Origin of the sequence: Coprococcus sp. AF51-11b1 (assembly GCF_027682785.1) — a bacterium.
In the GTDB taxonomy this organism is placed as follows: Bacteria; Bacillota; Clostridia; order Lachnospirales; family Lachnospiraceae; genus Allocoprococcus; species Allocoprococcus comes.
In genome coordinates this window covers 113,329-132,856 of record NZ_JAQCZB010000009.1, presented here as the reverse complement: position 1 = coordinate 132,856, position 19,528 = coordinate 113,329, and the positions used below count along the sequence as shown (strand labels likewise).

Genomic DNA, 19,528 nt, shown 5'->3' with positions numbered 1-19,528 from the left:
TTTTTTGCAGGATAGTTTGCTTTATCTTCTATATAATATACTTTTTGTCCTTATGCAATCGCAGCTAGGGAAAGCCTGTACCACGAAAAACAACGTGTTTATAAGGCTTTTCGCCTATGTTGTTCTTATGAGGTTGCAGCAGAACAGAAAGCCAGGACGACGTATGACAACATTTTAAGGCTTGTAAAAGACCCGGAAGTATGTGATCCGATTCGTTTTTTAAGAAAGCGGGAAATTGTACATTACCAAAGATTTGGAGAAAGTTTAAGGATCGTGCAGGATAATCTGAACAGTAAGAACTTTTATGCAATCAATCCGGAGTTTGATACGGATTCAAATAGTAGTTGTGGCAATTAAAACAGCGCGTATGGAAAAACGTCCCCAATTATGAAAATCCGGTTTGATAAAAAAGGTGCGACCTCATAGGCTGCACCTTTTTTAAATGTCAGCCTACTAACGTTATTCTGTATATACCATGCTGATATACGATAATGCATAAGTTCTACCAGTATCTAATAATTAACGAGAGGAATGATCCTGGATATAATCAGCCAGCATCGAAATAAATTCGGATGCGGTCGGTTTGTCAAATACAGGATAACCAAGCAGCGGGCTTAAAATTTTATTGGAATTCTGATTCCAATAACTGTTGATCATTGTACGGATGGCGGCTTCAACACACATGTTGGAAACGCCATACTGCTCACCGACAACGCGGTAAAGATTAGAGGTTACATTCTTCAGGTAAAATTCCTGATCTTTGAGAACGAGGGCGACTGCTGAAGCAAGATAGTTATAACCAGAGTACGTGGAACGAAGACCAGCTTTTCTTAATACATGCCTGACATCATACATAAGAACCTCCTTCCAATATTCATACCGACTATCTAACTATAGAATAAAGGAATTCTATAGATATGTAAATAATTTTGTCCATAACGATATATTTCGTGAGATTTCGATATATTGTGTGAAGCGGATAATGGAAAAATCTGCTTTTTTTTGCTATAATCCTTAATTGGATAGAACAGACAGAATCAATTTCAGGAGTGAAATTTATGAAGATACAATATCAGAAAATAGAAAACGGACTTGAAATTCTCAGGATCTGGCAGGATTCAGGAATCATAAAAGTACCGGAGCAGATAGAGGGAATTCCTGTCATCCGCATTGCTCCATATACATTTTCACTGCATAAAGATGAAGAAGAGAAAAATGCATCTGTTTATCAGACAGAGACAGATGAAGAGAATGATCGTTTTGCGCAACCGGAAGAACTCTGCTGTGGTGGAATGGTAAGGGAAATCCATCTTCCGTCTACCGTACAGTCAATTGGAAATTATGCGTTTTATGGATGTATGAATCTGAAACTTTTCCATGGGACAGATGCAATCGTGCGGATGGGGAGCGGGGTATTTACCGGATGCCGTCTGGAGAAGGTGGAGATTGATTTTATGGATGGAAATAAGTCCTGTCTTAAGGAAATTCTGACGGAGATCCGGTATCAGATCATTGCAACACTGCGTTATCAGGGAACGGAGACGAAGATCCTGTTTCCGGAATATTACGCAGATGCGGTGGAAAATACGCCGGCGCGGATCGTGGAGACGCATTATTATGGTTCCGGTGGAGAGTACAGGGAGTGCTTTTACCGGCGGGAACTGGATTATGGAAAATACGACCGGTTGTTTGCACTTTCTGAAGCAAGAGATTCGGAAGAGGCAATTTTCAGTGTGGCTCTGACGCGTCTGCGATATCCGTGGAAGCTGGAAGATGCGGCAAAGCTGCGCTATGAAAATTATGTAAAGGCGCATATGGAAGGAATTGGAGAAAGCTGTATCCATGCGGTGAAAGAAAGACGCGAAATCGCCGCCGGAGATCCGCAGGAGGTTCTGCTTTTTTGCTGCAGAGAGCATTATTTTGATGAACAAGCGTTGGGAAAAACGATTACTTATGCGGCAGATGCAGGACAGACCGAGATTTCAGCTATTTTGATGGACGAGCGTTACCGTAGTTTCCCAAAAAAGAAGAAAAAGTTTGTATTGTAAAAGAAGGTGGAAAGATTGGAAGAAATGTCATTAGAACAGGGTCTGGAAAAAATCGGACATAAAATACTGGTTCTGACGAGGAACGAACTGTATATGAAGATGAGATTTATGGATGTGGCGCTTTCGGCGTTTTATTATGTACAGGATTTTTCGGTAGACCTTCTTGCTACAGACGGAGAGACAATGTATTTTAACGGGCAGATGCTGGGAGGTGAGTACAGGCAGAACCGGATCGAGGTAAACCGCGCCTATCTACATCTGGTTCTGCACTGCATTTTCCGACATGTATTTCGCAGAAATGGACGGGAAGAGCTTGTATGGAACCTGGCGGCGGATATTGCGGTAGAATCTGTGATTGACGACTGGAACCTTCAGAATATACGAAAAAGCCAGTCCTGGATCAGACAGAGAACCTACCGGGATCTGAAAGAGGAAATCAAGGTATTTACAGCGGAAAAAATTTATGGAGTACTGGTAAGATGGAAGCTTTCGGACAGAGAGATGGAGCGCATGGTCCGGGAATTTACCGTGGATGATCACAAGTACTGGGCAAAAGATGAAGATGATGAAAAACAAAGCGAAATGAACCAGAGGTGGCAGGATATCAGCGAGAAAATGCAGACCGATATGGAAACTTTTTCGAAAGAAGCAGCATCAAATACCGGGCATTTTCTGGATCAGGTCCGGGTTGAGAACCGACAGCGATATGACTACCGCAGCTTTTTGCATAAATTTGCTGTGCTGAAGGAAGAGGTTACCGTGGATGATGACAGCTTTGATTATGTATTTTACAGTTATGGACTGCGCCTTTATGGAAATATGCCTCTGATCGAGCCACAGGAATGGAAAGAAGTGAAAAAAGTGGAGGATTTTGCAATCGTGATCGATACTTCCATGTCCTGTTCAGGAGATCTGGTAAAAAAATTTCTGGAGGAGACCTATGGCATTTTAAGTGAAGCAGGGAGCTTTTTTCAGAGAGTCAATATCCACATTATACAATGTGATGACCAGGTGCAGTCGGACAGGAAGATTACCTGTAAAGAAGAATTACAGGAATATATGGAAAAGCTGGATCTTGCCGGGGAAGGTGGAACGGATTTCAGACCGGCGTTTGCCTATATTGATGATCTGATCGCGACGCACCGGTTCACTGAACTGAAGGGTGTGATCTATTTTACCGATGGACAGGGGATTTATCCGCAGAAAATGCCTCTGTACCAGACCGCGTTTGTATTTATGGACGACGGGGCAGAAGAACAGGAAGTTCCGCCGTGGGCGATGAAACTGGTTCTGGATGAAGAAGATTTGAGAGGAGTGAGAAATAGATGAATATTAAACGTGCAAAACAGGAAATCAAGGATGCGGTGCAGGCATACCTGATGAAGGATGAATATGGAGAATATCAGATTCCGGCAATCCATCAGAGACCGATCCTTCTGATGGGACCTCCGGGAATTGGAAAAACACAGATCATGGAGCAGATTTCAAGGGAATGTGAGATCGGACTGGTTGCGTATACGATCACGCACCATACCAGACAGAGTGCGATCGGGCTTCCGTTTATTCAGACAAAGATCTACGGTGGAAAAGAGTATTCGGTAACCGAGTATACGATGAGTGAGATCATTGCTGCTGTATATGAAAAGATAAAGCAGAGCGGCATGAAAGAGGGAATCCTGTTTATCGATGAGATCAACTGTGTTTCAGAGACGTTGGCGCCGACTATGCTGCAGTTTTTACAGTGCAAGATGTTTGGTAATCAGAGTGTGCCGGATGGATGGATCATTGTGGCGGCAGGGAATCCGCCGGAATATAATAAGTCGGTGCGGGAATTTGATGTGGTGACACTGGACCGGATCAAGCGGATCGATGTGGAAGCTGATTTTGATGTCTGGAAGGAATATGCGTATCAGGTTGGAATCCATCCTGCAGTGCTTTCTTATCTGGAACTTCGAAAAGAGAATTTCTATCGTATGGAAAATACAGTAGATGGAAAAATGTTTGTCACAGCCAGAGGATGGGAAGACCTGTCAAGGTTGATCCAGGTTTATGAAAAGCTTGGTAAAGAGGTGGATCGTGAGGTTGTGCATCAGTACCTCCAGCACTGGAAGACAGCGAAGGATTTTGCAAATTATCTGGAGCTTTACCGAAAATATCAGAAGGAGTATGGACTGGAGCGGATCCTTGCAGGATATTATGAAAAAGATACCTTAGAACGTTTGAAATTTGCGTCGTTTGATGAGCGGCTGAGTGTGGTAAATCTCCTGGTCGGAAAGATGGCAGATCTTTTTAAAGAAGAATATGAGATGGAAAAATTTGTGGAGGGACTGTTTGCTCAGCTGTGTGCTTATAAAGAGGAATTGCAAAAGGAAGGTGCAGTTCCGGGAGAGGTCCTTGCTGCGAAAATTCAGTCTCTTAGGCGGGAAGTTGAACAGAAGAAGGCCGCCGGACAGCTTACAAAGGCGGAAATGCACCGTATGGAGCGTATTTTATGCAAATTGGAAGAATACCAGAAAGCTCCGGAATTTGAGTCTGTAAAGACCACATTTGACAGCGAAGAAGAGCAGAGAGAGCAAATGGCAGATAAGACACTAGAAACGCTGAATCACTGCTTTGAATTCCTGGAATCTGCTTTCGGCGAGAGCCAGGAAATGGCAGTATTTGTCACGGAACTCAACAGTAATGTGTACAGCATTGCGTTCCTGCGGGAAAATGACTGTGCGATGTATTACAAATACAACAAAGGTTTACTTTTGGATGAACGCCGTGAAGAAATCCTGGAACAGATGGATGCCGTGGAAAATGTAGTGGAAAGAGGACTGGTTGAAGATTAAAGAGCAAGAACTGACAGAATAAGAACGACTGTGCCTGTGGTGTCATATAATGATAGAAAGCAGAAGAAATGGGAATGAAATTCATGCCAGATCTGCAATTTTGTAAGGAACTTCCCGAAATAAAACCAGGGGAGTATCGCCTGAAATATGATCTCACTTTGCGCGTGTCTCCCGGTCTTGGAACTGCGTTGTGCCGGGGAAACTATCACTGGGAGAGCTGCCTGAAAGCGGAAAGTAAGGTGTATATCTGCCAAATCAGATATTTGAGCAGATCTGTATGGGGATTGATAGAGAATACGGGGTGGATATGCCTTTATATGAATCATAAATGGCTGATAACTACTATAGCATAATTATAAAAATGACATTTTATGCCTGACGAGCCTGTTGGAGTGAAACTTACATTTCATGTAGATAAACACCTTTTTTCATGTTAAAATGTAAAGCACATATTTCGAGGAGATTGAAGTATATGGACGAAAAATTCTATTCAGCTTTTTGAAGATAGAAAAATACGTACTGCATGGAATGAAGAACAGGAAGAATGGTATTTTTCTGTTTAAGATGTTCAGAAAAAGGACGCTGATAATTTCATATCAACGTCCTTTAAATCTGTCAGTATTGGGATATACAATTATTTATTGTTTACCTCAAGATTCTTCATCGCACGAACCTTCAGCGGAAGTCCGAACAGAGTGATGAATCCGCTTGCATCATGATGATCGTACATATCACCAGTTGTGAAGCTTGCCAGAGATTCATTGTAAAGTGAGTATGGAGAAGTAGTTCCGGCTTTAATGATATTTCCTTTGTAAAGTCTGAATTTAACTTCACCTGTAACATATTTCTGGGTAGATTTTACGAAAGCACGAAGAGCTTCACAAAGTGGTGTGAACCATTTTCCTTCGTATACAACCTGAGCGAGTTTGTTGCCAAGATCTTTCTTAACTTCCATGGTAGCACGGTCGATAACCAGTTCTTCAAGCTGTTTGTGAGCTTCCATCAGGATTGTTCCACCAGGAGTTTCATAAACACCACGGGATTTCATACCAACAACACGGTTCTCAACGATATCAACGATACCGATACCATGCTTGCCGCCAAGTTCGTTGAGTTTGCGGATGATATCAGAAACCTTCATGGCTTCGCCGTTGATTGTCTTCGGAACACCTTCTTCAAATGTCATAGTTACATATTCATCTTCATCCGGTGCATTTTCCGGTGTATTTCCAAGAACAAGAAGATCAGCGTAATTTGGTTCGCAGGATGGATCTTCAAGTTCCAGTCCTTCGTGGCTGATGTGCCATAAGTTACGGTCACGGCTATAGCTGTGGCTTGCGTCAAACGGAAGATCGATTCCGTGAGCTTTACAGTAAGCGATCTCATCGTCACGCGACTGAAGTGTCCACAGATCTGTCATTCTCCAAGGAGCGATGATCTTAAGATCCGGGGCAAGAGCCATGATAGAAAGCTCGAAACGGATCTGGTCATTTCCTTTTCCGGTAGCACCGTGGCAGATAGCAGTAGCACCTTCTTTTCTTGCTACTTCAACAAGTCTCTTGGAGATTGCCGGACGAGCCATAGAAGTTCCGAGAAGGTATGCATTTTCGTAAACAGCATTTGCCTGTACACATGGCATAATATAGTTGTCACAGAAATCATCAGTGATATCTTCGATGTATAATTTAGAAGCACCTGCGAGTTTTGCTCTTTCATCAAGACCATCCAGCTCTTCGCCCTGTCCGCAGTCGATACAGCAGCAGATTACTTCATAATCAAATGTCTCCTTTAACCAAGGGATCAGTGTGGTAGTATCAAGACCACCAGAATATGCAAGAACTACTTTTTCTTTCATTGTATATAAACCTCCTAAAAATTTTCTTTTGTATTCAATTCACAACCCACTATACACCATTTTTTATATTTATGCAATAATAAAATGAAAAAACTTTTAAAAATGTTATTTTTATGCAAATAAAAGTAAAAATATACATAAAATATGCATAATTATGTATAAAAAAGGAAAGAGAGTAATAAGAAAAAAGAAGGATAGAAGAAGATTAAACAGAAAATATAAAGATAAATAAGGAAAATACTTGACATTTGCACAAAAATCCGTAAAATATAACAAAAAGTAACAAGGTAACACGCTAAAGGAAGAAAGGGACCGGCGAGATGAGTGATATGCATAAAATGAATAAGAATAACATATGTCATTGAAGTATTATGATTCGGTAGTGAAAAAAGAAGCAGAAAAGGTATCGCCGCATACTCTTTTTCTGCTTCTTTTATTTATACCTACTAAGAATATGAATTGAAAAGAGGAAAAACGAAATGGAATTAAGAGCCACCCTAAAGGAAAAGAAATAATCGTAGTATCTTCCGGTGCAGTCGGTATCGGGAAAAATGTCCTTGGAATCAGTGAGAAGCCGGCTGGTTCTGTCAAACAGGCATATATAATAGAAGAAAACCAAAAGGATATTATGCTTGCAAGAAAAAATAAGATGACAGAGCCACTGATCGACCGGCTTCTTCTAAATGAAAACAGAATCCGGAAAATTGCAGAGGAGGCGTTTCCGGTGATCTGTGACCGGCTTTCGGCAAAAGGGGTAGAGATCCGGGGAGACGAAGCGGCAAGGCAGATTGATGAGTGGATCGCTTGGGCATAGGAAAGCGACTGGGGGCAGGAAGCCCTTACCACGAAAAAGTATGTGATCTTTGGAAATGGACAAATTCGCGGATAAGAAGATTGACAGGAAAAAATCTCCATTTTATAATTTGAATGGTACAAAAGTTAAGGAATTTTGTTTTTATTTTTAAGATGTTGGGGTCCAAAGGTATTTTGACCCCTTTGATACCAGATTGCTACGTGCTTTGCACTCTCGCAATCCTCAAAAACATAGGTATCAGGACGGATGAAAAAGGGGAAGAATGAAAAATGCTGTATGTAAGCTACTATGATTCGCCGATCGGGAAAATTACGCTTGGAGCAAGGGAGGATGTACTTGTCGGTGCATGGTTTGAAGGACAGAAATACTATATGGACAAGATTATAGAAGATTTTGAGGAGAAGAAAGACTTGCCGGTACTGGATCAGGCAGAGTACTGGCTGGATCGGTATTTTGCAGGGCAGGATCCGGATCCGGAAGAACTTCCTCTTGCACCTGCAGGAAGTGATTTCCGAAAAGAAGTATGGAAGATTATCGCAAAAATCCCATATGGATGTACCATTACTTATGGAAAGATCGCAAAGATCCTTGCAGTAAAACGGGGCGCGAAAAGTATCTCGCCGCAGGCAGTCGGAGGTGCGGTCGGACATAATCCGATCTCTGTGATTATTCCCTGTCACCGGGTCATCGGAAGCGACGGAAGCCTGACCGGATATGCCGGTGGACTTGAAAAGAAAGAATGGCTGCTTGCACATGAAGAAGCGCATATCAGATAAGTGATCATCAAAAATGGTGGCTCGTAGTGAGTCACCATTTTTGATGATCTGGAGAAATCCGTAAGAGTCCGATCCTGTATTCTATTTTCCAGATTTTTCACATAACCATCGGTAAGCAATGATGCAGATGATCACAGACAATAAGGAGCCGGTAGCGGTTGCGAGTCCCATCGGAAACAGTGTATGTGGGAAAATTTTTGAAGTCAGATAAACACCCGGAATACGCACGCACAAAATAGCGATCAGGTTATGTAAAAATGAAATTCCAGATTTTCCGCATGCACAGAAGTATCCGCTGAAACTGAAATGAACGCCGGCAAAAATACAATCCCAGATATATCCGCGAATGTACTGCGCGCCGAGAAGAATAACGGCTGCGTCTGCAGTGAAAAGTCCGACAACCGGAGCTGCGATAAACTGGATCAATATAGAGACGACCAGACCAAATCCAATGGCGATCATCATGGCATAGCGAAGCGTCTGCTTTGCACGATCATACTTTCCGGCACCGATATTCTGAGCTGCGAGTGCAGAAACAGTCGAAAGCATGGAAGACGGAACCAGAAACAAAAAGCTGATGATTTTTTCCACAATGCCGACAGCAGCGGCTGCGTTCAGTCCGCGCCGGTTGGCAATGATCGTAATAACAAAGAAAGCAATCTGAATAAATCCGTCCTGAAGCGCTACCGGAATCCCAATATTCAGAATTTTGCCAAGCGGTTTTTTCTGTGGGCGGAAACAGTCTCCGGAAAGAGAAAGTCCGGTCTGCTTACGTTTAATGGCAATCAGTGCAAACAGAACACTGCACGCTTGGGAAAGTGTTGTGCCAAGCGCAGCACCGGAAGCTCCCAGATGGAAAAATCCGATAAACAGATAATCCAGTATAATATTCACCGCACACGCAACTGCGATGAAATACATCGGACTTTTAGAATCCCCCAGTCCGCGGAAAATCGAACTGATCACATTATACGCCGTAATAAAAGGAATCCCGAGAAAACAGATCGTCAGATAAGCTGCCGTTCCTGACACAGCCTCCGCAGGTGTAGACATCACGGCAACAGCCGGCTTCACAAAAAACAGAAGCAAAACCGCCAGCACCAGAGAAATCCCCATAAACAAAATCACCGTATTTCCCACAAACACAGAAGCCCTTTTCTTATCGCCCGCTCCAATAGACTGCCCGATTGAAACCGTAGCCCCCATCGCAAGCCCCACGATCATCACCGTCAACATATGCATCACCTGGCTCCCAATCGAAACCGCTGTTGTACTGGCAACCCCATCAAACTGCCCAACAATAAAAAGATCCGCCATCCCATAAAGCGTCTGCAAAAAATAAGATAAAAAATAAGGCAGCGAAAAATAAATCACATTCCGAAAAACACTCCCCGAAGTAAGATCCCGTTCCATAAAATAACAACTCCTTTACAATCACTTCCTTAATACTAACTGAATTTTCCTGAAATAGTCAATAAAAAGAATACAGACCTAATGCATCTTATAATAATAAAAATGCATAACAATGCATAAAAATAAATATAAATGCATAAAAATAAGAAATTATACATAAAAATACACAGAAACATGCATAAAAATCAAAAAACCACTTGCTTTCCAAAATAAAACCATGTATACTAAACCAATCGGAAAATGTTTCCATTCGTCAGTGCACAGCTCCTGCGCGAAATATCTTTGCTAAGCAACCCCTCGAAAATGCCGGCACTTGGCAAGGCGAGCGTAAGCAAAGCCGAGCCTAGTACCGCTGCGTTTGAGACGCGCCGAAGAAATATCCACTGGATATTTCTTTAGGCATGCATGGCAAGCGCAAGCGCGGTTGCGTGCAAACATATTTCGCGCAGGAGCGTCCCCGCACCAATCAAAAAAACATTCCCCCAATTCCCGCGAACCCCTTTACAATAGGGATTAATGGGTTTATAGTATTTATGATTATGCCTATCTATACACAAATACGGCATTTACGAAAGGATGGTTTACATGATTAAAGCAGGAATCATCGGTTCTACCGGTTACGCCGGAGGAGAACTGGTTCGCATTTTAACAGGACATAAAGACGTAGAAATTAAATGGTTTGGCTCAAGAAGCTATATTGATAAGAAATATGCAGATGTATACCGCAATATGTTTCAGATCGTAGATGCGGTATGTTTAGATGATAATATGGAACAACTTGCAGATCAGGTAGATGTGATTTTCACAGCAACTCCACAGGGACTGTGTGCATCATTAGTTAATGAAGAAATCTTATCAAAGGTTAAGATCATCGACCTGAGCGCAGATTTCCGTATCAAAGATGTCAAGACTTACGAAAAATGGTACGGTATTGAGCACAAGAGCCCGCAGTTTATCGAAGAAGCAGTTTACGGACTGTGTGAAGTGAACAGAGAAGATATCAAAGGCGCAAGACTGATCGCCAATCCTGGATGCTATACAACATGCTCCATCCTGACTGCTTATCCACTGGCAAAAGAAGGACTGATCGATATGGATACGTTGATCATTGATGCCAAGTCCGGAACATCCGGAGCAGGAAGAGGGGCAAAGGTTCCGAACCTGTACTGTGAAGTCAATGAGAATATGAAAGCATACGGTGTGGCAACACACAGACACACACCGGAGATCGAGGAACAGCTTGGATATGCGAGCGGCAAAGAGGTTGTGATCAACTTTACACCGCATCTGGTTCCGATGAACAGAGGAATCCTGGCAACAGAGTACGCGAAGCTTACAAAGGATGTTACCTGGGAAGAAGTAAAAGCAGTTTACGATAAATATTATGCAAATGAAAAATTTGTCCGCGTTCTGGAGAAAGATGTTTACCCGGAAACAAAATGGGTAGAAGGAAGCAATTATGTCGATATCGGATTTAAGATCGATCCGAGAACAAACCGTATCATTATGATGGGTGCGATCGACAACCTGGTAAAAGGTGCAGCAGGACAGGCTGTACAGAACATGAACCTGATCTTTGGACTTCCGGAAAGTGAAGGTCTTGATCTGGTTCCGATGTTCCCGTAGAACACGGCAGAAAAAGAAAAGGAATGGAAAATATATGACAACAATTATTCGTGCGATGACAGTAGAAGATTATGACCAGCTTCATGCACTTTGGATGCGGATCAAAGGATTTGGAATCCGGAGCATAGATGATTCAAAAGAAGGCGTGGAACGATTCCTGAAAAGGAATCCGACAACCAGTGTGATCGCCGAAATAGACGGAAAAGTAGTAGGAGGAATCCTCTGCGGACACGACGGAAGAACCGGATGTTTTTATCATGTATGTGTAGATCCGGCGTACCGCTGTCATGGGATCGGAAAGAGTATGGTTGCCTATGCAATGTCAGCTCTGAAAGAGGAACATATCAACAAGATCACACTGATCGCATTTACCAAGAATGATATCGGCAATACGTTCTGGAATACGATCGGATGGACCAAGAGACCGGATGTCAACTACTATGAGTTTGTTTTAAATGAGGAAAATATTACAGCATTTATCGAAGAGGGCTAAAGGAGGCTATATACGATGAAGATTATCGAAGGCGGTGTGACCGCAGCAAAAGGATTTGAGGCAGCATCAACAGCAGCAAAGATCAAATATCAGGACAGAACCGACATGGCAATGATCTACAGCCAGGTTCCATGTGAATGTGCAGGAACATTTACTACAAACGTTGTAAAGGCGGCATGCGTAAAATGGGATCAGCAGGTTGTAAAGAGCGGTGCGAAAGCACAGGCTGTGATCGTCAATTCCGGAATTGCCAATGCATGTACCGGTGCGGAAGGATTTGGCTACTGCAAGGACACAGCAGATGCGGCAGCAGAAGCTCTTGGAATTAATGCAGATGGTGTACTGATCGGATCGACCGGTGTCATCGGAAAGCAGCTTCCAATTAATCGCATCGTGGCAGGGGTAAAGGCTCTTGCTGAAAAGAAAAATGATACACTGGCAAACGGAACTGAGGCAGCAAAAGCAATTATGACGACTGATACCTGTGAAAAACAGATCGCAGTAGAGATTGAGGTTGCCGGAAAGACCGTTACCATCGGTGGTATGGCAAAAGGATCTGGTATGATTCATCCGAATATGTGCACCATGCTCAGCTTTATCACAACAGATGCAGCAATCACAAAAGAGGCACTTCAGAAAGCCCTCAGTGATGATGTCAATGATACATACAATATGATTTCCGTAGACGGAGATACTTCTACAAATGATTCTGTAGTTCTTCTTGCAAACGCAATGGCTGAAAATGAAGTGATCACGGTAGACAGTGAAAGCTATAAGACCTTTGCGGAAGCATTGCATGAGATCAACGAATACCTTGCAAAGAAGATCGCAGGGGACGGAGAAGGAGCAACTGCTTTATTTGAAGTAACTGTAGTTGGTGCAGATACAAAAGAGACTGCAAAGACACTTGCAAAATCAATCGTATGCTCAAATCTTACCAAGGCAGCAATTGCAGGACATGATGCAAACTGGGGAAGAATCCTCTGTGCAATGGGATATTCCGGAGCACAGTTTGACCCGGAAAAGGTGGATCTGTTCTTCGAGAGCAAGGCAGGAAAGATCCAGATCATCGAAAATGGTACAGCGGTAGATTACAGTGAAGAAAAAGCAACGGAGATCCTCTCACAGGAAGAAGTAAAAGCAGTTGCTGATGTGAAGATGGGAAGCGAAAGCGCAACCGCATGGGGATGTGACCTGACTCACGGATATATTGACATCAATGCAGATTACAGAAGCTAGGAGGTAAGCAAAATGGATCAGGATATGCAGCAGTATCTGGACAAAGCAGAAGTTCTGATTGAGGCGCTTACTTATATTCAGCGTTTCAACCGTAAGATCATCGTTGTAAAATACGGTGGAAGTGCAATGCTGGACGAAGAACTCCAGAAAAATGTCATCAAGGATGTTACATTCTTGAAATTGGTTGGATTCAAACCGATCATCGTTCACGGCGGTGGAAAAGAGATCAGTAAATGGGTAAGTAAAGCCGGAATGGAGCCGAAATTCATCGACGGACTTCGTGTGACGGACGCAGAGACCATGGAAATTGCAGAGATGGTACTGAACAAGGTTAATAAAAATCTGGTTCGTATGGTCGAAGAACTTGGTGTGCGTGCTATCGGTGTCAGTGGAAAAGACGGCGGACTTTTAAGAGTTGATAAAAAGCTTTCCATGACAGGACAGGACGTTGGATTTGTAGGAGATATCAAGAAGGTCAATGCAGAGGTTCTTCTGGATCTTCTGGATAAAGATTTTCTCCCGATCGTATGCCCGGTCGGAATCGATGATGATTACAACACTTATAATATCAATGCGGATGATGCAGCTTATTCGATCGCAAAAGCGGTTCATGCTGAGAAGCTTGCGTTCCTCTCTGATATTGAAGGGGTATACAGAGACTACGAGGATAAATCTTCTCTGATCACAGCTCTTACTGTAGATCAGGCGAATGAACTGATCGAAAGCGGAGCAATTTCCGGAGGAATGATCCCGAAACTGCAGAACTGTGTAGGAGCGATTGAAAACGGAGTGTCCAGAGTCCATATTCTGGATGGAAGAATTCCGCACTGCCTGCTTCTTGAGATTTTCACGAAGAAAGGTATCGGAACTGCAATTTTAAGAAACGGTGAAGAAGATTAAGGGGAAGGCAAAGAAAGAAGGTAATTCTTATGACAAATCAGTATATGCAGGAAGAGGACGACGCGATTTTAAAAACTTATAACCGTTATCCGGTTGTATTGGACCATGGAGACGGCGCATATCTCTATGATCCGGAAGGAAAGAAATATCTGGATTTCTCAGCAGGATATGCGGTATCTTCTCTGGGATATAACAACAAGGAATTTAATGATGCATTAAAGGCTCAGATTGACAAGATGATCCATACATCAAACCTGTATTATAATACAACCTGCGGTAAAGCAGGAGAAGATCTGAAAAAGATCACCGGTATGTACAAGGTATTCTTCACAAACAGTGGTGGAGAAGCAATCGAAGGTGCGATCAAAACTGCAAGAAAATATGCGTACACAAAAAAAACCGGACGTTATGAATTTATTGCAATGGAGAATTCATTCCACGGCAGAAGTATGGGTGCAGTAGCACTTACCGGACACAAAGAATACAGAGAGCCATTTGAACCGGTTATGCCTGGTGTACATTTTGCAATCTACAATGATCTTGACAGTGTAAAAGCACTGGTAAATGATAAGACCTGCGCGATCATTCTGGAAACAATCCAGGGCGAAGGCGGAATTAACGCAGCGACAAAAGAATTTATGCAGGGAATCCGTAAGATCTGTGATGAGAACGGAATCCTGATGATCTGCGATGAAGTACAGTGTGGTATGGGACGAAGCGGTGCATGGTTTGCATGGCAGCAGATGGGAATCACACCGGATATTATGACAATGGCGAAAGCAATCGGAAGCGGTGTTCCGGTCGGCGCATTTGCGATGACAAAAGAAGTTGCAGATAATTCGCTGGTACCGGGAGATCACGGAACTACATATGGTGGAAACCCACTTTGCTGTGCAGCGGTCAGCAAGACTATTGAGATCTTTGAAAAAGAGCATATGCTCGATCATGTCAATGAAATCGCACCATATCTGACACAGAAACTGCAGGAAATCGTGGATACCTGCGATGCAGCCGTTAAAGTAAAGGGAAGAGGATTGATCCAGGGACTTCAGGTCACCAAGCCGCTGGGTGAAGTGACAGCCAAAGCGTTGGAAGAAGGACTTCTGATCATCGGAGCTGGAACAGATGTGATCCGAATGATCCCACCGCTTGTTATCGGTAAAGAACAGGTAGATGAGATGGCAGAGATCCTGAAAAAAGCACTTGCATAAAGTCGGTGCCTGATAAAAATAAGAGAATAAAAGAGCCGGTCATCGGATATACTTTCAGAAGAAAAGGAGGTATGAAAGATGACCGGATTTTTTATTGCCCTGCTGTCGGGAGCGCTGATGAGTGTGCAGGGGGTATTTAACACACAGGTAACAAAGACGACAGGAATGTGGGTGAGCAATGCCTGGGTGCAGCTTAGTGCATTTGCCATCTGCCTGGTAATGTGGCTGATCATGGGAAGGGACAGTATTGCCACGATAGGAGAGGTGCAGCCTAAATATATGTTGCTTGGTGGTGTGATCGGAGCAGGGATCACCTGGACCGTGATCAAAAGTATGGCGCAGCTCGGGCCTGCAAAGGCGGCACTTCTGATCGTTATGTCTCAGCTTAGTGTGGCGTATCTGATTGAACTGGTGGGATTATTTGGTGTGGAAAAAGAGCCATTTTCCTGGAGAAAAGTGATCGGTATGGGGATCGCTCTGATCGGCACGACAATTTTTCAGTGGAAATAGGTTGTCTTTTGGAAAAAAATTCGTTACAATAATCATGTCTTGGAAGTACGAGGGGACATGCTCTGCGGAAAAGGAGTATGTATGCGGAAAAGAAGACGGATTTTATATCAAATATGTGGAATTTTCCTTGGAATCAGCTGTATGCTGTCAGCATGCCATGAAAAAGAAGAGACCTTTACCAGTGTGGCTGCTGCAGAAGCGGATGCCGGGGATAAGAAAAACGAGGCAGAATCAAAGGCTGCCGAAGAAAAGCCGGATAAGGCAAAAGCAGATCCGGGTGGTGAAGAAAAAGAAGGTTCGATCTGGGTGTATGTATGTGGCGAGGTGGCATCACCCGGTGTATATGAACTGCAGGAAGGAGACCGCATCACGCATGCCATAGAAGCAGCGGGAGGTTTGACGGAGGCAGCAGGACAGGTTTATCTGAATCAGGCAGCACATCTGACAGATGGACAAAGGATTTATGTGCCATCCAGAGAAGAAGAACAGACTTTGAAAGAAGAAGGTTCACCATCGGATATGGCAGATGCCGGGATGGGAAAAGACACAGGAATAATAAACCTGAACACCGCGACAAAGGCTGAACTTTTAAGCTTAAGCGGGATTGGCGAGTCCCGCGCGGAAGCAATTATTGCTTATAGAGAGACAAACGGTGGATTCAGGAAGATAGAGGATCTGAAGAAAGTGGACGGGATCAAGGAAGGAATCTTTCAGAAGATCCGGGAGCAGATAACGGTAGAGTAGAGGAGTGCGCAAGATGGGCAGAAAAGTATTGGTAGTAGATGATGAAAAGCTGATCGTGAAAGGACTGAGATTCAGCCTGGAACAGGATGATATGGAAGTTGACTGCGCATACGACGGTGAGGAAGCACTTGAGATGGTAAAAAGAAAAGAGTATGATATGATTCTTCTGGATGTCATGCTTCCAAAATACGATGGATTTGAAGTATGCAGACAGATCCGTGATTTCTCAGATGTACCGGTCATCATGCTCACTGCGAAGGGCGAGGATATGGACAAGATCCTCGGGTTGGAATATGGCGCAGATGATTACATCACAAAGCCGTTCAACATTCTTGAGGTTAAGGCCAGAATGAAGGCAATCATGCGCAGGGTCGCTAAAAAAGACGGGATGAGCGCGAGCGGTAAAGTTGTGGTAAAGGGAGATCTGAAGATCGACTGTGAAAGCCGGAGAGTTTTTTCCGGGGACAGGGAACTGAATCTTACCGCAAAAGAATTTGATCTTCTGGAGCTTCTTGCAATGAATCCGAACAAGGTTTACAGCAGGGAAAGTCTTTTGAATATTGTCTGGGGATATGAGTATCCGGGAGATGCAAGAACGGTAGATGTACATATCAGACGACTGCGCGAGAAGATTGAAGTAAATCCAAGTGATCCGAAATACGTTTACACAAAGTGGGGAGTTGGCTATTATTTCAGGGGTTAAATTTTTTGTACCAAAATTCATAAAAAGTCTGCAAGTGCGGGTAACAGTGATCCTGAGCGTATTTGTCATATTATCCAGTGTGATCCTGATGAATGCGATTCTGCAAAGCTATGATCAGAGAACCGTATCCGTGCGCACAGCAGAGATTCAAAACCAGTGTACGATTCTGAGTAATCAGCTGGTCAATTCTGATTATCTGAAAACGGGAGTTTCTGATGTGATCGATACAGAACTATCACAGTTATCCAATATTTACAATGGAAGAGTGCTTGTTATTGATGATGAATTCCGGATTGTGGAAGATACCTATGATCTGGAGGAGGGAAAGACGATCATTTCCGAGGATGTAGTCAAATGCTTCCGCGGCGAGAAGCCGGCAAGTTATGACAGAAAGAGCCGGTACATTGAAGTGGCAGTCCCGGTCAAAAAAGGGGAAGAGCCGGTAAAAGGAATGATTCTGGTTAGTGTTTCTACAGACAGTCTGCGTGACAATGTAGAGGCATTGCAGACAAAGGCAAGAATTGCAACGGTTGCAATCAGTATTATCGGGATCTTTTTATCAGCAATCATCGGTATGCTGCTTGTAAGGCCGCTGAAAAGGATGTCTCAATCGATCGAGGAGATGGCAGGAGGCTATGGAGATAATTATCTCCATGAAAATGCTTACGATGAAACGGAACGGATTTCCAATGCATTTAATAAGCTGTGGGACCGCTATAAAGTACTGGATGCATCGAGAGAAGAGTTCGTGGCAAATGTATCCCATGAGTTGAAGACACCGTTGACCTCTATGAAGGTGCTGGCGGATTCACTGCTGATGCAGCCGGATGCACCGACGGAGCTTTACCGGGAATTTATGGGTGATTTGTCCGAAGAAATCGAGCGGGAGAATAAGATCATCAATGACCTTCTGGATCTTGTAAAACTGGATAAGAAGGGTGCAAACTTAAATATTAAGAGTCAGGATGTTAATGAACTGGTAGAACGGATTCTCAAAAGATTACAGCCACTTGCGGCAAAAAGTAATATTGAACTGGTATTTGAGAGTTTTCGTCCGGTGACAGCGGAGATTGATGAGGTAAAGATTGCACTTGTGATCACGAATCTGGTGGAAAATGCGATCAAGTACAATAAAGAGAACGGATGGGTACACGTGTCGTTAAATGCGGATCATAAGTATTTTTATCTGAAGGTTGCGGATTCTGGAATCGGGATTCCGAAAGAAGATACGGATCATATATTCGAGCGATTTTTCCGTGTGGACAAATCCCATTCTCGTGAGATCGGCGGAACCGGTCTTGGGCTTTCGATTGCAAGAAATGCGGTTGTCATGCACCGCGGTGCGATCAAGGTCTACAGTGAACCGGGAGAGGGAACGACATTTACAGTCCGGATCCCGCTTACTTATATCAAGAGGGAAGGATGAGAAGAGTGAAAAAAATTTACCAGATCATAAGCATTCTTCTTGCGGTGTGTCTTCTTACAGGCATTGTGGGATGCAGTAAAAAGGAACAGAAAGCAGATGCAAAATACACGATTTACCAGATTAACCAGAGCGGAACGGCGTTGGTTCCGAAGGACTACGATGGAACAGGAAAGTCGGTGGACGAAGAAGTAAAAGGAATGCTGTCTGCGCTGCAGAAGTGTGATGACGAGGTGAAGGCACAGGCGGCATTGCCGAAAAAGGTAAAACTGGAGAGATACACTCTGGAGGATGAAAAGCTGATCCTGTACTATAATGCGGCTTACGGAAAGATGGATACGGTAAGAGAGGTTCTGTGCAGGGCAGCGCTTGTCCGTTCACTGACGCAGATCGATGGAGTGGATCTGGTGATGATCTGTGTAGATGGAACGCCACTTACGGATAAAAAAGGGAATACTTATGGATACCAGCAGGCAGAAGATTTTGTACAGAACACAGGCTCTTCTATTAACTCTTTCCAGGAGATGAAGCTTACGCTGTATTATGCAGATTCATCTGGAGAAAAGCTGCAAAAGGAAGAGGATACGGTGCGGTATAACAGCAATGAGTCGAAGGAACGGGTTGTAGTGGAACAGCTGATGCGAGGACCATCCAATAACAGACTGCTTGCTACCATACCAAAAGGAACAAAGCTGCTGGGTGTGTCGATCAAAGATCATATCTGCTATCTGAATTTTGATGAAGGACTTCGGAACATTGCTCCGGGAGTCAGTCCGGAGACGGTGATCTATTCCATCGTAAATTCAGTGATCGATGGTGGAAATGTCTCTGAAGTACAGATTTCAATCAACGGAGACAGCAGTATTGTATATCAGGAGAGTATAAAGCTGGATGAACCTCTGAGCAGAAACCAGGAAATGATAAAGGAGGATTGATCGG

At 43.5% G+C, this 19,528-nt stretch carries 18 protein-coding genes and 1 pseudogene; 16 read left to right on the top strand and 3 right to left on the bottom strand.

All coding sequences use genetic code 11. The features are described 5' to 3' along the window. Nucleotides 1-129: 129 nt before the first annotated feature. A pseudogene (locus PGY05_RS16675) lies at nucleotides 130-357 on the top strand (manganese catalase family protein); the annotation flags it as partial. Nucleotides 358-519: 162 nt separating this feature from the next. Here PGY05_RS16675 and PGY05_RS10260 read toward each other — a convergent pair. After that, a complete protein-coding gene (locus PGY05_RS10260) occupies nucleotides 520-855 on the bottom strand; it encodes a sporulation initiation factor Spo0A C-terminal domain-containing protein (RefSeq protein ID WP_008374659.1) in 336 nt (111 codons plus the stop codon). Nucleotides 856-1,058: 203 nt separating this feature from the next. Between PGY05_RS10260 and PGY05_RS10255 the strand changes: the two genes are divergently transcribed. From PGY05_RS10255 to PGY05_RS10245, 3 genes are read left to right on the top strand one after another with little or no spacing between them, the layout of a single operon-like run. Beyond that, entirely contained in the window at nucleotides 1,059-2,048 is a 990-nt protein-coding gene (locus PGY05_RS10255) for a leucine-rich repeat protein (RefSeq protein WP_195255893.1), read from the top strand. 24 nt (nucleotides 2,049-2,072) lie between these two features. Next, a complete protein-coding gene (locus PGY05_RS10250; RefSeq protein ID WP_270475826.1) occupies nucleotides 2,073-3,377 on the top strand; it encodes a vWA domain-containing protein in 1,305 nt (434 codons plus the stop codon). Continuing rightward, nucleotides 3,374-4,882, top strand: a complete 1,509-nt coding sequence (locus PGY05_RS10245; protein ID WP_270475825.1) for an ATP-binding protein — start codon at nucleotides 3,374-3,376, stop codon at nucleotides 4,880-4,882. The genes PGY05_RS10250 and PGY05_RS10245 overlap by 4 nt, the downstream gene beginning before the upstream one ends. 634 nt (nucleotides 4,883-5,516) lie before the next feature. Here PGY05_RS10245 and PGY05_RS10240 read toward each other — a convergent pair. Next, a complete protein-coding gene (locus PGY05_RS10240; RefSeq protein ID WP_008374664.1) occupies nucleotides 5,517-6,737 on the bottom strand; it encodes an argininosuccinate synthase in 1,221 nt (406 codons plus the stop codon). A gap of 628 nt (nucleotides 6,738-7,365) precedes the next feature. Between PGY05_RS10240 and PGY05_RS10230 the strand changes: the two genes are divergently transcribed. Together PGY05_RS10230 and PGY05_RS10225 are read left to right on the top strand one after the other, a co-directional pair. Next, nucleotides 7,366-7,551, top strand: coding sequence for a hypothetical protein (locus PGY05_RS10230; protein WP_173689900.1), 186 nt, complete (start codon nucleotides 7,366-7,368; stop codon nucleotides 7,549-7,551). A 269-nt stretch (nucleotides 7,552-7,820) separates the two neighbouring features. Then, nucleotides 7,821-8,327: a methylated-DNA--[protein]-cysteine S-methyltransferase gene (locus tag PGY05_RS10225; protein WP_008374672.1), complete on the top strand. Its 507-nt coding sequence runs from the start codon at nucleotides 7,821-7,823 to the stop codon at nucleotides 8,325-8,327. Nucleotides 8,328-8,408: 81 nt separating this feature from the next. Here PGY05_RS10225 and PGY05_RS10220 read toward each other — a convergent pair whose 3' ends face one another. Continuing rightward, a complete protein-coding gene (locus PGY05_RS10220) occupies nucleotides 8,409-9,740 on the bottom strand; it encodes an MATE family efflux transporter (RefSeq protein ID WP_270475824.1) in 1,332 nt (443 codons plus the stop codon). A 585-nt stretch (nucleotides 9,741-10,325) separates the two neighbouring features. Here PGY05_RS10220 and argC point away from each other — a divergent pair. The 10 genes from argC (at nucleotide 10,326) to PGY05_RS10170 (ending at nucleotide 19,524) form a co-directional block, all read left to right on the top strand. Continuing rightward, nucleotides 10,326-11,366 carry an N-acetyl-gamma-glutamyl-phosphate reductase gene (gene argC / locus PGY05_RS10215; RefSeq protein ID WP_022220715.1) on the top strand — a complete coding sequence of 347 codons (1,041 nt, stop codon included), beginning with the start codon at nucleotides 10,326-10,328 and terminating at the stop codon, nucleotides 11,364-11,366. A gap of 43 nt (nucleotides 11,367-11,409) precedes the next feature. Then, nucleotides 11,410-11,859, top strand: coding sequence for a GNAT family N-acetyltransferase (locus PGY05_RS10210; RefSeq protein ID WP_044999341.1), 450 nt, complete (start codon nucleotides 11,410-11,412; stop codon nucleotides 11,857-11,859). Between the two features lie 15 nt (nucleotides 11,860-11,874). After that, nucleotides 11,875-13,098 (top strand): bifunctional glutamate N-acetyltransferase/amino-acid acetyltransferase ArgJ, encoded by a 1,224-nt coding sequence (gene argJ / locus PGY05_RS10205; RefSeq protein ID WP_270475823.1) that lies wholly within the window; start codon nucleotides 11,875-11,877, stop codon nucleotides 13,096-13,098. Nucleotides 13,099-13,110: 12 nt separating this feature from the next. Then, nucleotides 13,111-13,998 carry an acetylglutamate kinase gene (argB, locus tag PGY05_RS10200; protein ID WP_008374684.1) on the top strand — a complete coding sequence of 296 codons (888 nt, stop codon included), beginning with the start codon at nucleotides 13,111-13,113 and terminating at the stop codon, nucleotides 13,996-13,998. Nucleotides 13,999-14,027: 29 nt separating this feature from the next. Further along, nucleotides 14,028-15,209, top strand: coding sequence for an aspartate aminotransferase family protein (locus tag PGY05_RS10195; protein WP_215634004.1), 1,182 nt, complete (start codon nucleotides 14,028-14,030; stop codon nucleotides 15,207-15,209). 78 nt (nucleotides 15,210-15,287) lie between these two features. After that, on the top strand, nucleotides 15,288-15,719 hold the full coding sequence (locus tag PGY05_RS10190; protein WP_055157555.1) for a DMT family transporter: 432 nt from the start codon (nucleotides 15,288-15,290) through the stop codon (nucleotides 15,717-15,719). An 81-nt stretch (nucleotides 15,720-15,800) separates the two neighbouring features. Continuing rightward, nucleotides 15,801-16,463: a helix-hairpin-helix domain-containing protein gene (locus PGY05_RS10185; RefSeq protein WP_022220712.1), complete on the top strand. Its 663-nt coding sequence runs from the start codon at nucleotides 15,801-15,803 to the stop codon at nucleotides 16,461-16,463. Between the two features lie 13 nt (nucleotides 16,464-16,476). Continuing rightward, nucleotides 16,477-17,166: a response regulator transcription factor gene (locus PGY05_RS10180; protein ID WP_008374691.1), complete on the top strand. Its 690-nt coding sequence runs from the start codon at nucleotides 16,477-16,479 to the stop codon at nucleotides 17,164-17,166. Next, on the top strand, nucleotides 17,111-18,592 hold the full coding sequence (locus tag PGY05_RS10175; RefSeq protein ID WP_195413071.1) for a sensor histidine kinase: 1,482 nt from the start codon (nucleotides 17,111-17,113) through the stop codon (nucleotides 18,590-18,592). Before PGY05_RS10180 ends, PGY05_RS10175 begins: the two co-directional genes overlap by 56 nt. Further along, a complete protein-coding gene (locus PGY05_RS10170) occupies nucleotides 18,589-19,524 on the top strand; it encodes a GerMN domain-containing protein (RefSeq protein ID WP_270475821.1) in 936 nt (311 codons plus the stop codon). The genes PGY05_RS10175 and PGY05_RS10170 overlap by 4 nt, the downstream gene beginning before the upstream one ends. The last annotated feature ends 4 nt before the right edge of the window (nucleotides 19,525-19,528 follow it).